The 15,822-nt window shown below is 60.3% G+C and carries 6 protein-coding genes; 2 read left to right on the forward strand and 4 right to left on the reverse strand.

Going from position 1 to position 15,822, the window contains the following annotated elements; translation table 11 throughout:
* Positions 1-2: 2 nt before the first annotated feature.
* A complete protein-coding gene (locus tag H4684_RS12010) occupies positions 3-3,914 on the reverse strand; it encodes a hypothetical protein (protein ID WP_192623922.1) in 3,912 nt (1,303 codons plus the stop codon).
* Positions 3,915-4,285: 371 nt separating this feature from the next.
* Between H4684_RS12010 and H4684_RS12015 the strand changes: the two genes are divergently transcribed.
* Positions 4,286-12,136 carry a tetratricopeptide repeat protein gene (locus tag H4684_RS12015; protein WP_192623923.1) on the forward strand — a complete coding sequence of 2,617 codons (7,851 nt, stop codon included), beginning with the start codon at positions 4,286-4,288 and terminating at the stop codon, positions 12,134-12,136.
* Between the two features lie 3 nt (positions 12,137-12,139).
* Here H4684_RS12015 and H4684_RS12020 read toward each other — a convergent pair whose 3' ends face one another.
* Complete coding sequence (locus H4684_RS12020) at positions 12,140-12,442, reverse strand: nucleotidyltransferase domain-containing protein (RefSeq protein WP_192623924.1); 303 nt, start codon at positions 12,440-12,442, stop codon at positions 12,140-12,142.
* Between the two features lie 326 nt (positions 12,443-12,768).
* On the opposite strand from H4684_RS12020, the gene H4684_RS12025 reads away from it, so the two are divergent.
* Positions 12,769-13,614 carry a TylF/MycF/NovP-related O-methyltransferase gene (locus H4684_RS12025; RefSeq protein ID WP_092191453.1) on the forward strand — a complete coding sequence of 282 codons (846 nt, stop codon included), beginning with the start codon at positions 12,769-12,771 and terminating at the stop codon, positions 13,612-13,614.
* An 84-nt stretch (positions 13,615-13,698) separates the two neighbouring features.
* On the opposite strand, the gene H4684_RS12030 is transcribed toward H4684_RS12025, so the two are convergent.
* On the reverse strand, positions 13,699-13,875 hold the full coding sequence (locus H4684_RS12030) for a hypothetical protein (protein ID WP_153304607.1): 177 nt from the start codon (positions 13,873-13,875) through the stop codon (positions 13,699-13,701).
* Between the two features lie 252 nt (positions 13,876-14,127).
* On the reverse strand, positions 14,128-15,645 hold the full coding sequence (locus tag H4684_RS12035) for a B12-binding domain-containing radical SAM protein (RefSeq protein ID WP_192623925.1): 1,518 nt from the start codon (positions 15,643-15,645) through the stop codon (positions 14,128-14,130).
* Between the last annotated feature and the right edge of the window lie 177 nt (positions 15,646-15,822).

A 15,822-nucleotide genomic window follows, 5' to 3' on the forward strand; every position in this document is an offset into this window, starting at 1 on the left:
GCCTAGGACTTTCCGAACTTGATCAGCGACTCCAGGAAATTGCGCAGGTCGTGCGTCACTTCGAGGGAACTCTTTCCGCCCGAGAGCAGGCGGATACGGCGGTCGCCCTCCAGGGGGTCGAGGCGGCCCGAGCCCATGTCTTCCATGATCTTGTTCATCTTTTCCCAGTAGTTCTTGTGCTTCATGAAGGCCTCGTAGTTGGCCTTGTCCGTCTTGGGCGGGGTCTTGTCTTCCATGAGGGGCAGCAGGCGTTTCTGGCATTCCTTGGACGTGCTGCGCGAGACCTCCACGTGTTTCTCGACGCGGCTGAAGTTGGGGTCGCCGCGCAGATGGTCGCCCTTGAACTGGTTGACGTCGGAGGTCTGCCCGGCCCAGGCCTTGTTGGCCCGCAGGATGCCGTTTTTCTCGATGACAGCCAGATCATTGTAGGCTTCGGAGTGACCTTTGGTGGTCACCGTCTCCCAGGATCGTTTGGGGTTCTGACCCGTGACTTCCGCGTAGGCCGCGTCCCATTTTTTCTGGGCATCGGCTTGCCAAAGACTTTCGGGCACTGGGCGGCCGTTCTTCCTGGGTGCGATGGGCAGCCCGTTTTCGTCGAACTTGACCTGCCGTGCGATGTCGTAGTCCGTGTTGACGCTCTTGCCGCTGTCGGCGTTGCGGATGGGGGCGAGTCCCTCGCGGTCCCACTCGGTGTCCATCTTTTCGTGGAAGCGTTTCTGCACGCGGTTGTGGACGCGGTCCATGCTGTTCACGAAGCGCTTGACCATCTCCTTGTTCTTGGGGCTGCGCTGGTGGGTCTTCATGATCATCTTGGCCTGGGGCGAGGCGTGGATCTTGGCCGAACGGTCGTCGAGTTCGCGCAGGATCTTCTTGATCTCCGTGGGCGGGGCCTTGTCGCGGCGGGCCTGCTGGAGCTTGTCGAAGGTTTTCTTGTAGGATGTGACGCGCGTGCGGGCGTCGGCCATCTGCGCCTTGTAGGCCTGCCGGTCGGCCTCGGTCAGGGGCCGGTTGAATCCGTCATCGGGGATGCCGGAAGGCTTGATCTTGCCGAGGCCCGCCGTGTTCTGCGCGTCCGGGGCCTCGACCTTGCCCGACGTTTTGGGCGCGTCAGGCGCGTCGGCGCGGGCACCCTTCACGGCTCCATAGCCCCGGGATACTCCTCTGGCCACGAAGCCCATGGCCTTGTCCATGGCGATGCCCTTTGCAACTTCCCAGCCCGCGCCCTTGAAGCCTTCCTCCCAGCCGCCGCCGCTCTCTACGGCGGCCTCGAAGCCCCGGTAGCCGTCCACGGCGATGCCGGTGAGCTGGTTGTAGGAACCGCCCACACGCAGGAAGGCTTCCTTGGGGCCACCCTCGACGTAGCCGACCGCGCCCTGGTAGACCCTGTTCACGGCCGGACCGCCCACGAAGGACAGGACCATGAGGGATTTGTCCGCAGTGCTCTTGACGGTTTCCGCCGTTTGCAGACAGGTGTCGGCCCACTCGGCGTCGGCGTCGGCCTTTTTCTTTTCCCCTTCCCAGTGCCCCGTGGCTACCCCGTACACTTCCTTGATGACCTCCGAGGCTTTGGCCGTGTCCGTGGCCGTCATGACCTCGGGGCTGAAGCCCTTGGCCACGATCGCGCGCACCTGGGCGGCCTTGTCGTAGGGCAGGGTGTCGGCCATGGCCAGAGCCTTCTTCATGGCCCGGTCGACCTTCTCCATCTTGCGCTGGTCGGCGGCGATGTTCTGGATGAACTGGCTGCGGGCGAAGTCGTCCCACTCGGAGCGGGTGTGCACGATGACGCCGGTCTTGAGGGTCTCGATGCGGTCCTGTTCGGACTGGAGGTTGGCCTTGGCGTTGAGGACGCGCATCTCCAGGTCGTGGCGGCGGTCAGGGTTCGTTTCCTTTGTGATGTCGGCGATGTCCCTGTCCATGTTGCGCTGGATGATGGCCACGTTGGCCGAGTGGAAATCGATGGCCTCCTGGTCGATGACGCGCCGATCTTCGGCGGGCAGGTCGTCGACGATGTGCAGGGGTGTGTCCTCGGGGCCAATTGCGACCTCGGGTTCCTGCGCTTCCTTGGCTTCCTCCTTTTTCTCTTCCTGGGGCTTCTGCTTTGCGGTGCCTGCCTCGGCGACCTGCTGCGGGGCGCCGCCGGCAATAAGCGCGTCGAACTGTTTCAGGCGGGCCTCTTCGGAGTCGGCCAGCTTTTCACTCATGGAAGCCCACTTCACGGCGGCGGCATGGAAGGATTCGCGCATGCGGTAATGGGCCAGGGCTTCCTGAATGGACGAGTCGTTCAGTTCGTGGCCGATGCCCGCACCGAGGATCTCCTTCAGCTGAGCCTCGGGGTCTTCGATGAGCTTGGCTGCTTCCAGACGTTCCGCTTGGATGCGGTCGTTCTTGATGCGAGCCTCCTCGAACAGGTCCTGGGAGATCTCGGAAAATTCCGGGAAAGGACCGCCCGTGTAGCGCTGGGCGTGGAGGATCCATGGTTCCCCGTCCTCGTCCGTGAATGTGTAATTGATTGTATCGCCCTCCAGGCCGGACAGCATATCGACGGTGTCCAGATCGATGCCCTCGACGTAGCCGTATTCCTTATCGTCGTAGGTGCCTGTGTCCAGAGCGATTCCGGAATACTTTTTGGGCTCTCCATGGGAATAAATCAGGAAGTGGTAGGGCTGATGCTTGATGGCACCGCCGTCCTTGCCCACGAAGTATTTGGGGTAGATGATGTAGCCGACCCATTCGCCTTCGGGGCCCGGCTGCTCCACCAGGGCCCGCAGAAAATCCTTGGCGCTCTTGTACTGCTTCTGGCCTTCGGCCATCAGAGCCTTGCCGTCGGGCGGATTGCCCAGGGCGACCAGTTCGGCCACGATCTCGTCCAGGCGCTTCTGGCAGGACAGGATCGTGTTGCGGTGTTGCCGGGCCAGGGTCATGGCGTTCATGGCCAGGGCCGGGTCGTCGGCCTCGGCCGCCCAGGCGATCTCCTCCACGGCCTCTTCGAGCCGGGCTCCGGCCTCGGCCACGGCCCCGCGCAGGGACAGGAACTCGCCCAGCAGCGGGTTGAATTTGTTCAGGTAGTCCACGGCGTCCGGGGAAGGGTACTGGCGCAGCACGCCCCAGGTCTTGCGGAAGGATTCCTCCTCGGCTTCGGACATGGGGCCGTAGACCATGCGCATGCCTTCCATGGCCGCGGCCACGGCTCCGTCCCACTGGGTAGGGGTCAGGGCGTTGATGTCCAGGAAGGGGGCGGGCTTCATGGGCGGCAGGGCGGCCGACTCGACGTTTGAGGCGGTGAAGGAGACGCCTGCTGTATTGGCAACGGCGTTGTCCCGGATCGGCGCGGATTCGTCCTCCTGTGCCGGGATTTCCGGGACCTCTTCGGCCAGGATCGCGGCCAGTTCCGCCTCCAGGGCCTCGTCATCGCTCGGTTCGCCTTGCGTGAAGCCTGAGGCAGTCTCCTGTGGAGCGCTGTCCGCGGTCGTCTCCATAGCTCCAGCCTCCCGCATGACCTCGACGACCCGGCCCAGGCTGTCCCGCTCAGCTGGGGAGAGCGCCGCGCCGTGCTCCTTGAGGATGGCGCCAAGCTGCTCGGGCGTGGCCCCGAGCACATCGATGCCCTTGCCGCGCAGTCCGGCCAGGGGCGCCATGTCGGCGGCGGGGATGCGGCCGTAGCCGACCAGGGCGCGCACGGTCAGGGCGTTTTTCTCGGCCAGGCCGCGCAGGGCCGCATCCGCTCCGGCTGCCTGGGAGACGGCAGCCGCGGAAACGGTCCTTCCCGAAACTGTGGCGCCAGAACCGGCCGCTGCCGTAACGGGACTCTGTCCACTTTGCCCAAGGGCCGAAGCGGCGCTGAAGATGCAAAGGAGGCACAGAAAGAGCGTGGCGCGAATGCAGGCTCGTACTTGAACGCAATTTGACTTGATCATGCGGCGCTGACTCCAGATAAGTTGTTTTAATTATTTGAATATAAACTATATATAAGTTCAGGGAAAAATGCAATTGCGCTGGCGAGGGCAGTGTCCTGAACAGGCCTTTGGCTTGCCCGACGCGGTATTTGCGGGTATCGGTTCAATTGTCTGGAAGCTGATGCTGGATTCTGGAAGATTACCGGTCATCGCGTTGATAGAACTGATGGAGCATCATTAAATCTTGGGAAAAATTGCAGATGCATTTCCTGGGTATGAAAGGAAAATCCATGATACGTCAAAAAATTGCTGTTTGTGTCTTGTCGTTATTCATGCCTGTTCTTTTGGCATGTAACGCTGCTGCGGATGAATTGGATCCTGAGGTGACGCAATTGTTGCAGCAATGTCTATCTTCCCCTGCACATACGCCTCCGGAAGTCATCAACGCCCTGCAAGAGATTGTGAACCGTGACAAGCAGAACATTCGGGAGCTGTTTGCACAAGAGGCCGTCCGCATTGGCGGAGGTGGTGATAGTGGTCTTGAATTCAAGAAAAGAGTTTTCGATGCCATGGATCGACGTCAGTTCAAGCTGGCGGATGAACTGGCCTTGCAGGTGGCCGAGGAACTTGGGGAGGGCGTTGAAATGGTCGTCCGGACGGGATCGTCCGGTTCGCGGCATATGCAGCTGAGCGGCAATGAGATAAAGGATATCCGTTACGATCTGCTGGTTTCCGATGACGATATTTCCTTTGTCGGCGCGCGGGCGAAAGAAGCGGCCGAACGCTTCAACGTGCTGAAAAAGAGCAAGGGGCTTGGCAACGCCCGGTGCACGGCATTCTCTCTGTCGACCATCACCGACTCCACCAGTTACGATTTGCTGGTGGAGCAGATTCGCAACAGGGAGGCTTTCGTGGGGGCTGCCGGTTTCGGAAGGATCCGTCAGGAAATGGTGGAAAAGGGGGGCGCGGTCATATTGACCAGGAAGGGCGGAAAAGTCGTTCCCGTGGCCCAGACGGTTCAGGACTACGTCGCCAAGAATGCGGGCAGCTCTCTGGCCGAAATCATGGACGTGGCCACCATCGCGGAAGATCTCAAGAAATTCGGGCCCCTGACCATGTATGCCAGCGCCGTGCGCCAGATGGAAAAGACCGGCGCGCAGCGGGAGAAGGTCAAATACCTGCTCCGCATCCATGCCGCCCTGGACGCAGCCGGATCTCTCGGTGAGGCGGAACTCATCGGTGGTGGGCGCAGCTCTTCGTATTTCAAGACGCTCGGGCAAGAGCTCAAAGACGTATATGACGACAAGACGGGTCAGGCGGCGGCCGCTTTTCTCAAGCGCAGAAATCCGGTGACCTTGCAGAGCGATGCCTTCGAAGCCGTGATGCTGAGCACGACCCGCAAACTGCAGAAGATGGTTGCCCAAGCGGAAAAAGAGGCGGGCAAGGGCGCGGTCAATATTGCCGGCCATCCTGAACTGCGGCGCATGATTCGCGAAATGGCCGCGGGATTCGCACTGTTCAACCAGACCGGCCACAAGAAGGTCATCGACGAAGTGGTGCCGACGATCCTCAGAAATCTGGGCTCTGACGCCGACATCAACCTGTTTTACAAGGTGCTCTATACGGCAACTTTTGACGCGGCCACGCTTTCCCCCAAGGGAGCGGAGGCTGCGGTGGGAAATGCCGTGGCGGTATGGACAGAGGCGCGGACAGCCGAAGGGCTCGTCGAGGGGATGCGCAAGGCCGGTCCGGAGGGTCGCCAGCTGCGGCAGACCCTGACCGAAGTCGGGGCGAAACGCCTGCCCGGAAAAGGTGCCGAGGGCGCGACCCAGTTGCGGAAAATTCTTGCCGAGCAGCACGGCGACGATTTTCTATGGAAAATGCTCACCAGCAATACCGCCAAGAAATTCCTGGTCGAGGGCATCTCGCTGGCGCCTTTTGCCGCCTATACCATGTACCAGGAGTGGCAGCGCGGAGAAATGAAGGACCTGAGCACCGCCGCCTTCGTGCTCATTGATTTCGTGCCCGGAGGCATGTCCGTCAAGTCGCTGGGCACCGAAGGCCTCACTCCGTCAACGGTGCTCATGTTCGCCAAGGAGGCTCTCTATTTTACTCCCGCCTGGCCCTTTGTCCTGGCTGGGGACGTTCTGTATCTGTCGTGGACCGTGGGGGGCGCCATTCAGCTGCAAAGCATCGGGGAAGGACTGGTCGATGTTCTGGTGTACACGAGTGAATTCGAGGACGTTGACGGCAAGCCGCATCTCAAGGGCGTTTCCCTTCCCGATGGCCAGTACTTCGACCGTGATCAAATATACGATTTTTTGTTCAAGACCAAGGCGGTCAAGGTTCGACATGCAATCTCCGGGTTTGAGTATTACATAAACAACCTTTCGGAAAAATCCTTCAAGGTCCTGGATGAACAGTTTGTTCCCAATGACGCCACCGTTCAGCAGATGCGCCTGGCCATCCAGCAGCACTTGGACGCCATAAACTGGAGCGAGGCCTCCAAATATTTTTCCAGGGGCGACCTTGGAGGGGCATGGGTCGGATATCTCAATTATCTCGCAGGATTCGAGTTTGTAGTCAAAGCGGCCAAGGGCCAGCCGTGGGCCAGGCTGTACGAGCATCTCAAGCAACAGATGGCTGATCGGCGCACCATAGTGGCCCAGACCATCATGGTGCCGCAGCTCATCCTGATGGCCGAGGAAAAGAGGGCCACTCTCGACGCTTCCCGGGAATTGCCTGGGCAGCTCGCCGCTTTGCAGGAGAAGTTTGAACAGATGCGGGGATCTTCCTTGGAGGTCCGCCTGGCCGATGTCGTCGGCACTCAGGCTGGCAGGGAAGGAGACAAGCTGAGTCAGGGAACCGCGGAAGATAAGCTGCTTGCTTCGGGAGAATACTGGCAGAATGCCTTGAACCTCTATCAGCGCATCTGGAATCTGAGCGTTCCAATTCAGCCGGGTATTGAAGAAAGAACCGGTTACTCAAGGGTCAAGCCGCTTGGTTTCGCATGGACCGGTGATCCTGTCGATGATCTGCGCAAGGCGGAGCAGTCCAAGGAAGGGTTCGCCCTGGATCTGGGTATGATCAGGCGGGATTTGATCAGGATAGCCAAACATACGCCCGATGTGAATGATCCCGTTGACGGGCAGGCGTTTGAGATTTTGTGTGGCGTGGTTTTTCCCTGGAGAACCGTGCTTGACGCTTCCGACAATCCCGGAACGACCAGGAGTTCCGCCTTTGAAAAGGAATACGCGCAGGCACTGGAAAAGGTCAGGGCTCTTTATGGCTTGAGTCTGGAATTGCAGGATCAGGTGGACAAGGGGGCGATCCTGAAAACGGATCGGAATTTCTTTGTGCTGGACACCCCGCTCAAGGCTGAACTGCTGCTGAACGACAAACGTCTGGCCGAGTCCCTGGCTGATGGAAGCCTGAAACTCACCTGGTCGGCCGGGCCGCACAACACGGTCAGAAACGATGACGTCCTGCATGCCAGGATTACCACCCCGCAGCTTGAACCGGTCACGATCACTGTCCTTTTTGAGCAGACGGGCGTCACCAAGGCCCAGGGGGCGCTGGCCCTGACCCTGCCCGTGCGCGCCGGAGACGGCTTCCTGTCTGTAAGCGTTCAGCCCGCCGAGGCTGCTCCGGGACAAAAGCTGACGGCTGTGGCCGCCGTTCCTGAACGTTTTTTCGGAGACGCCGGGTTTGGTTATCGCTGGCGTTGCGAAAACTGCGAACTGGACGCCAGGGACCTGTCCTCTGTCGGACTCAGCGCAGGGAAGCCCGGTAAAGGGGCTGCCGTGGTCGATCTGGTCGTGGCCGGACCGGATGGCGAGATGCTTGTGCTGGCTTCGGGACGGGCAGGGTTTGTCGTGCAGGATCAAGCGCTTCCGCCTAAAACCGAAAAGGAGCCCGAGGCAGCGGAGGGCGCGGACAAGGAACAGGACAAGCAGAAGAAAACCGTGGAAGCAGATCCGCAGCCGAAGGCCAAGGATGAGCAGGAAAAAGACGTGAAGCCGCCAGAAAAACAGGCTGTCGATGCGACTCCAGCCGGAGACGGTCAGGCTCCCGGACAGTCGTCCGCACGGCCTGCGGCGGAGGAAGCCTGGTTCAAGTCGAGCCTGTCAGGTGGCTGGAAGATCGAACATAACAGGGCACGTCTCTGGGCGGTCAGGATGACTCGCGAGATCGCGGGCAAATCCGATATGTGTCGGCCGCAGACCGTGCGCGGAACCATCAGCGCCAAGCTTGAAAGCAGTTTTGTGCCCAAGCCCGGAGAGATCGACGCCAAGTTGCGCTATCTCGTCGAAAACAACGGCTTCTATCCAGACGAAGAGGGCATTCAGTCTTTTTCCATCGGCAAGTACAAGGGCCGCATGATCACCACCACCTTCAAGTACAAGAACGGCTTTGGCAATCCCATGGCCGGGTACCGGGACGGAACGGCTCACTCTTTTGGCTATGCCATCGTCCTGCACGAGACCGAGCGGCGCATGATCAGCGTCAATTTCAGCGTCTCGGCCGGAAGCTGCTGGGACAATTCCGGCAAGGACAACGCCCTGGCCCAAGTCAAGGCGGCTCGGGGCGAGGCTTTGGGCATTATCCAGGGCCTCAGCCTGCACGAGACCGAGCAGGAGAGCCCGGTCACGGCAGGAGTTCCCGTCGTTCAAGTTGAGCAGGCCGACGAGGAAAAGGAAAAGGATAAGAAATATCAGCTCACCCTGACCCGCGTGTCTCCCGCGTCGGGGCCTGTGATCGTCGGCATTCCCGTGACCTTCAAGGCCACTTTGAGCGGCGACAAGCCCGAGGGCGAGGTGCGCTACCAGTTCGAGCCGCACCCGGACGTGGCCTTCACGCCCCATGAGGGACCCTCGGCCTCGACCACGGCCGTGTTCTCCGTGCCCGGAAAGGTCGGCGTGTGGGTCACTGCCGTGGACAAGACGGGCACCATCGCAACTTCCGATCAGCTGGAAATCGAGATTCAAAAGCCCGTCCTGGAGTTGTCCATGGAGCCAAAAGCTCCCTTCGTGGGGCAGGAGGTCAAGGCCAGGCTTACGGTCAAACCCGAGGTCAAGGACATTGATTTTCGCTGGATGCCCGTGCCCGGCAATGCCAAGCACATATCGACCTCCAAGGATAACAGAGAGCTCGTCTTTTACTTGAAGGATGAAAAGGCGGCCGAAATCCAGGTCAGTGCGCGCGTGCCCTTCAGCGGCGAGGATCTGGGCGAGGCCAAGGCCTCCGTTGCCGCCAGGAAGTATGCGGTCACGGTTTCCGCGCCCAAGGCGCAGGGACCGCCGCCTCGGGTCTGGAAGGAAGGGGTGGGCCTTGTGACCGTGGACAAGGCCATCGCCGTGGACCAGATCGTGGAATTCTCCGTGGCCTTGCAGCCTGCTGCACTCAGCGGGCCGGTCAAATACCAGTGGAAAGTCGAGAATGGCCCCTGCCGCGTCAGCAACCCAAGTTCAAGCGTGGCCCGCGTCACCGCCAACGCCGCCGGGACATGCGAGTTGTCCGTGACCGTGCGCGACCGCAACGATGTGGAGCTGGGAGTCGGGCAGGGCAGTTTCAGCGCCAGCGTGACCCAGGAAGCCGTCAGGCAGGGCGAGCAGAAGGCGCAAGCCGGCGGCGAAGCGCAAAAACTGGTGCAGAACGCTCCGGCCAAGGCGCGCAAGGGCGATTACGACGGCGCCATAGGGGACGCCGAGGAAGCAGCCCGGCTTGATCCCAAGAACACGGCGGCCAAGGCACTGGCGGACAAGCTGCGAAGTGAGAAGGAAAGGATTCATGCGCAGCTGGAGAAGACCAGGAAGTTCATGGAAGAGAGGAGGTACAACGAGGCGCAAAGGGAGCTTACTGTCGCCCAGAATCTGAACACGTACTATCCGCCCATCCGTGAGATGGAGGAGACGCTCAGGAAACACTGGAGCGCCTGGAACCAGGAGGTCAACCAGAAAAATTACGAGATCCGCGAGGCAATCGAAAAGAAGGAGTTCGGCAAGGCTCTTGAAATGGCGGCTGCTTGGCGGACCTCGACGGTCATTGCTCCCCACTCGGAAAAGGAGCTCAAGCAGAACGAGAATTGGGCGCGCAAGTGGCAGACCCAAAAAATGGTGCAGGTCACGCTGCTGCGGGAAGCCGGGGATATGGTCAAAGAGTACGACTATGCCGGTGCAGTGAAGCGTTTCGAGCAGGGATTTCTGAACTGGAACAATGTATTCAGTGGAATCGAGCCGGAATACAGGGAGGCCAGGGAACTGCAGGCCAGGGCCGCCAAGGCCGACAAGCGCCTGCGCGAGATCGTGCCCCTGCTTGAAACCGTGATCAAAACCAAGACGCGCTCGCCCGCCGACATCGAGCGTGGCACGCGCCTGGCCGATGAGGCCGTGGCCCTGCAGCCGAATAACCAGCAGTTTGCGCAGTGGCGCGACATGCTGCGCGATGAAGCGGCCGGGGCAGCTTCGGGCCAGAGCGGTCCGGCCGGATCTGCGGCAGGGGAGCAGGCCGCAAGGGAATTGTGGCAGGAAGCCGAAAAATTGCAGCTTGAGAACGACTATGTCGGGGCGTTGCAGAAATACAGGGAAGGCCTGAAGCTTCATGCGGATCCGGCCATCGAGAACCGGGTCAAGACCCTGGAAAAATATGTGGCTGTGACCAAGGGCTCAAAGCCTGCGACTTCCGGTAAATCCGTCCAGACTGAACCAGCTTCGACCAAGCCTGTGGACACTCTGCCGGCCAAACAACATGCTGACGCGACGAAGTCGGGCAGTCTGGTGGGCGAGTGGGAGATTCTGAGCCCCGGCCACAAGGGGAAGCTGCTGATTCTGGAACAGGGCGGAGCGGGCTTTTCCGGCCGTGCCTATCCCGATCAGCCTGATCACGACACCGTGATTGAGGGCCTCATCGATGGAACCAGGATCTCCTTCGTCAGGACTGGCTGGAAGCGGTTCGCCAACCTGCGTCAGGACTTCACAGGTACTCTTGGGGTCGATGATGCGGGGAAGGATGTGATGAAGGGCTCGTTCTCCCAGAACGGCAAGGGTTCAACCACATGGTCGGCGACACGGGTCGGGCCCGTCCAGGCTGTGCCGTCCGTTCCGGAGAAGGGGCCCGCCGCCGAGGCACCGTCAGCCGCGCCACCTGCGGCAGCCAGGGACGCGGATGTCGCCCCGGCCGCAAGCTCCATCAATATGCTTGGCGAATGGAATCATGTCGGGAACGGGCACACGACAAAATTGATCGTCGGCAAGCAGGGCGGCAATGCATTTTCCGGAGTCATGCATGGAAACCCGCTGATAAACGGGTTGGTTGACGGAAACAAAGTCACCTTCACCCGCGATATTCCCCAGCGTCAGGATTATACGGGAACGCTCACGGTCGGGCCCGATGGCGCCATGAGCATGAGCGGAACGTTTACGCAGAAAGGTTCAAAAGGATTGTATAAATGGTCTTCCAGCAAACCGGCTCCGCAGGAAGAGTCACAGACGGCTGGTCAGCAAACGTCCCCGCCCCTTTCATCCGCGTCACCAGACAACGAAGCCGATGCGAAAACATCTGGCGGGGCGGGCTGGAAAGCCGTGACCATAGGCAATGTGAGCTTCGCGGTTCCGGCATCATGGGGACACAAGACCATGAAAGAGCCGAGCGTGGAGGAACTTAATCTTTACTGGGACGGCAGTTTTGATGCGCCTCTGCATGGGTTATCCGGAGGAGTCTCGATCGATTACGCCCGTGCCAAATCCGATCTATCCGGATCTCGAACCTTGCGCCTGGGTGGGGTGGAAGTCCTGCGGGTCGACGATGGCCCTGCCATGAACCTGCTTTTTCCGCCCATGTCCGGCAACCGGGGCGTGGCTCTGGTGGTCTTTCGTGGACCGGGCGGCAATCAGGCCACCATCGATGCGCTGCTGAAAACCTTTCGCGTCAATGGTCAGGCCGTGCCGGGCGACGGCAAGGCCCTGACCACCGGGCAGAAATATCGAGAGGGGATGCGCTGGGTGAGCGCGTCGAATCCGGGCCATTATCTGGAACGCAGGACCACGGCCAAGGGCGTGCGCTGGATCGAGCACGATGGCGGCAAGGTGCTGTTCGAATTCGAGGAGAAGGGCGGGTCGAGCACGCATGGCTCCGTCACGATCTTTGATCCGTCACGAAACATCTCGGGCGTGCTGTATCCGGACAGGTTTGAATTCAGCCGGGACGGCAGGAAGCTGGGTTCGCACCAGGGCGGCTGGAAATAGCCTTTAGCGCTCGTAGAGCGTCTGCCCCTCGCGGTCTATCTGTTCTCGCAGTCCGGGGCGGTCGATGGTGTCGAGAAGGGACAGGTCGATCATCCAGGGCAGGAGCATGTCGTCAAGGTCGCTCATGATGCCCAAAAGGTGGTTGTGGGTCAGTTTTTCGCCGACCAGGGTCAGTTCGATGTCCGAACCGGGCTTGAACGTGCCCGTGGCGCGGGAACCGTAAAGGATGGCCTTTTCCACTTCCGGGTACAGGGCCAGGGCGGCCTGGATTTCCTCGATGGCCTCTTCGGGCAGTCCGAAACGCATCAGATGTCTTCCTCGTTCATGCCGGCCTCAAGCCTGGCCGACAGAGCATTAAAAGCGTGAGAGTGTTGGCACGTTAACCGCGATACGGTTTGCCACGTCCGGATAACAGGCATGTGAACTCAGATTGCGGTCCTTGCTCATGTCCATCCATATCTGACAATTTTCATATTTTAGATGGGGTTGCACGATCAGGCAAGCGTTCAGCCATGGCGGGCATCGCGTCAAATCTCCCATAATGCCTTTGACGGTTTCCGGCCCGGACGATATCCCATGGCCTGGCCGCGGACGGAAGCCCGGCACATTCTTGAAAAAAAGGGGGGATGGGCATGAAGGACGTCATCATCTGGGGTACAGGGCAGGGCGGGCGTATGATCGCGAGCCTGCTGAACGCCGACATCACCGTCAGGGCCTATTGCGACAGCGATGAAAAAAAATGGGGCGGCATGGTGGACAAAATCCCCGTCGTCCCGCCCGAGGCTGTTCCGGAGCTGGCACCCGACGCCGTCTTCATCTCCATGCTCAACAAGGACGCCTGCGCCGAGGTGCGGGCGCGTCTGGAGGGCATGAATATCGCCGCGAGGGTCGTAACGGCGCCGGAACTGCGCCAGACCTTCGACCTGCGTCTGGCCGCGCTGAAGATGATCGCCATGGAGGTGCGGGAGCGGGGCGTGCCCGGGGCCGTGGCCGAGCTTGGCGTGTATCGGGGGGACTTCGCCGTGGAACTGAACCGCCTCTTTCCCGAACGCAGCCTCTACCTCTTCGACACCTTCAGCGGGTTCGATCCGCGAGACGTGGCGGTAGAGGGGGACGGGAAATTTTCACGGGCGGCAGTGGGGGACTTCGCGGACACCAGCGTCGAAGCGGTGCGCGAGCGGCTGCCATTCCCTGACAGGGCCGTGTTTAGGGTCGGCTATTTTCCGGAAACGGCCAGGGGGCTGGATGAGGAATTCGCCGTGGTCAGCCTGGACGCGGATCTCTACAAGCCCATTCTCGACGGCCTGCATTATTTCTACCCGCGGATGTCGCATGGCGGATACATCATCATCCACGACTACAACAACGCCAGATTCAGCGGCGTCAGGCAGGCCGTGCGGGAGTTCTGCGAGGAGCAGGGAGTGTTCGTCGTCCCCCTGTCCGACCTGCACGGCACGGGGATCATCGTCAGGCCGTAAGCCCGGTCCGTCTTCCTTCCCGGGCGGGCCGTCCCGAGCGGACGGCCCCTCTGGCGGGTCAGCCGCGCCTGAGCCGCGCCCTGCCTACTTGCACTGGTCCAGGACCATGCGTCCGGATTGTCCGCATTTGGGGCAGCGGATGCCGGACTCCGACCCTTCGCATTCCACGCAATACTTCGCAAAGCAGCTGATGCACCGATACAGCACGGGGTGCGGTATTTCCTTGCCGCAACTCGGGCAGACGTCTTTTTTTTGTTCCATGGCGGATTCTCCTTGAGTTTGGGGATCGATTCCGCCGCAAGCATCCGAATAACTGGCATCCGTCGCCGGCGGAAAGTCTTCTTCCGCTCTTTGCGGGAATTATGTCAAGAAGGGCATGTGGTGCGCGGCGGGGGATAGTCGTCCGGCATCGAGTCGGGCTGAGGGCATGTAACGCTCTGTTATCTTATCGAAATGTCACGGCGCAAAGGTACATTATAAACCCTGCAATTTCTTGGGCATGAGCAGCGGGCGTCACTCCAGATGCTTGGCCTGCCTCTTTCCGGGGCCGGATGTATTTATGGCTTCCAGCGACCTGGGATGAAAAGTCATGTTGTCCGAAATCACCAGGGGCAGGGGGCGGCCCTTGACTTTCAGAAGGTCGGCGGCAATGGCGTTGGCCGCCTCGTTTTTAGATAGCCCAAGCTCCTCGGTCAGGTAGGCGAAAAGCAGTTCCGCCAGGCGTTTCAGGGCAATCTGCCAGGTGGACAGCGTCGCGCCGTACAGCCATTTCGAAAACCGCAGAAATCCCGCGTAGACATTCTGATCCGGCCACAGCAGGCGCACACTGCCATTGAAGTTTCCGCTGTTGTAGAGCAGATCCCAGAACCGGGCCAAGCGTTTTAGGTCCTGCATGGGGTTGAAATCAATCAGGTTGTTGGCCAGTATTTCGTATGGGGGATATGGCAGATAGGTCATTCCATGTACGGCATCGTGCCTGTTCAGGGTGGTGCCGGACAGTTTTTTCAGGACGCCCAGCTGGATTTCCGCCCTGGTCAGGCCCGCCAGGCGGTTCAGGTTGCGGCCAAAGCTGTCCGCGCTTTCCCCGGGTAGCCCTATGATCAGGTCCACATGCAGATGGGCATTGGTCTTTTCTTCCAGAAAGCGCAGGTTGGCCGTGATCCTGTCCATGTCCAGCCGCCGGTGGATGGACGCGGCCACATCCGCATTCAGGGTCTGGATGCCGACTTCCAGTTGCAGGGTGCCCGGAGGAAACTTGGCAAGCTGTTCCCGCAATTCATCGGGAAAATGTTCGGGCACGACTTCAAAATGGACCAGAAACGGTGGTTCCCGGCGCAGGAAAAAATCCAGGATCGGCCCGACCCGCTGCATGCTCAGGTTGAAAGTCCGGTCGATGAACTTGAAGTTGCGCGCCCCCCGCTCCCAGAGCGTGGCCAGTTCGCGCAGAAACCGCTCCGGGTCGAAATAGCGGACCTTTTTGTCGATGGAGGACAGGCAGAATTCACAGGAAAAGGGGCAGCCCCTGGAAGCTTCCACATAAATGACCCGGTGGGCGATGTCCTCGTCGGTGTACAGGTCGTACGGCATGACAAGGCGGTCCGGATCGGGCGGGCTGGCCGTGATGATCCGGGGCATCCCGGTGTCGCCTGACAGATACGAGGAGCAGAGCTGATGGAATTGCTCTTCTCCTTCGCCGCGGATCACGTGGTCGGCCAGGGAAAAATCAAGCCGGTGCGGAAAATGGCTGACTTCCGGCCCGCCCAGAACAAGCAGCGTCTCGGGCGCGAGGGTTTTGAGAATGCGTACCAGCTGTTCGCATTCTCTCCCGTTCCAGATGTAGACGCCAAGGCCGATGATTCTGGGACGGTGCGCCAGGATTTTTTCAGCAATGTCGATCAGTTGTTCCGAAATGACGAATTCCTGGATAACGGCCCGTGGCCGCAGGTCATGCAGATTGGCATGCAGGTAGCGCAGGCCGATGGCGGGGTGGATATACCGCGCATTGAGCGTGGTGAGAACAATGTCATGCATAGGCGGATGTTGGTGTTGCCCCTGTTGAACCGGCCGACGTTTGCGGGATGCTGTCGGCGATTTTCGTAAGGTGGCGCTGGCCTGGCCTGCCGCATTCTGGCGATGGAGGCCTCGTTCTCGCTGACGTTTTTCAATATCTCCAGTCAAGTCGATGGAGTCAAGGCAATGGTCTGTTCG

It is taken from the genome of Desulfomicrobium macestii, assembly GCF_014873765.1.
In the GTDB taxonomy this organism is placed as follows: domain Bacteria; phylum Desulfobacterota; class Desulfovibrionia; order Desulfovibrionales; family Desulfomicrobiaceae; genus Desulfomicrobium; species Desulfomicrobium macestii.

Coding starts and splice junctions, on each gene's coding strand:
- H4684_RS12010 (WP_192623922.1), bottom strand. CDS start 3,914: ATGATCAAGTCAAATTGCGTTCAAGTACGAGCCTGCATTCGCGCCACG.
- H4684_RS12020 (WP_192623924.1), bottom strand. CDS start 12,442: ATGCGTTTCGGACTGCCCGAAGAGGCCATCGAGGAAATCCAGGCCGCC.
- H4684_RS12025 (WP_092191453.1), top strand. CDS start 12,769: ATGAAGGACGTCATCATCTGGGGTACAGGGCAGGGCGGGCGTATGATC.
- H4684_RS12030 (WP_153304607.1), bottom strand. CDS start 13,875: ATGGAACAAAAAAAAGACGTCTGCCCGAGTTGCGGCAAGGAAATACCG.
- H4684_RS12035 (WP_192623925.1), bottom strand. CDS start 15,645: ATGCATGACATTGTTCTCACCACGCTCAATGCGCGGTATATCCACCCC.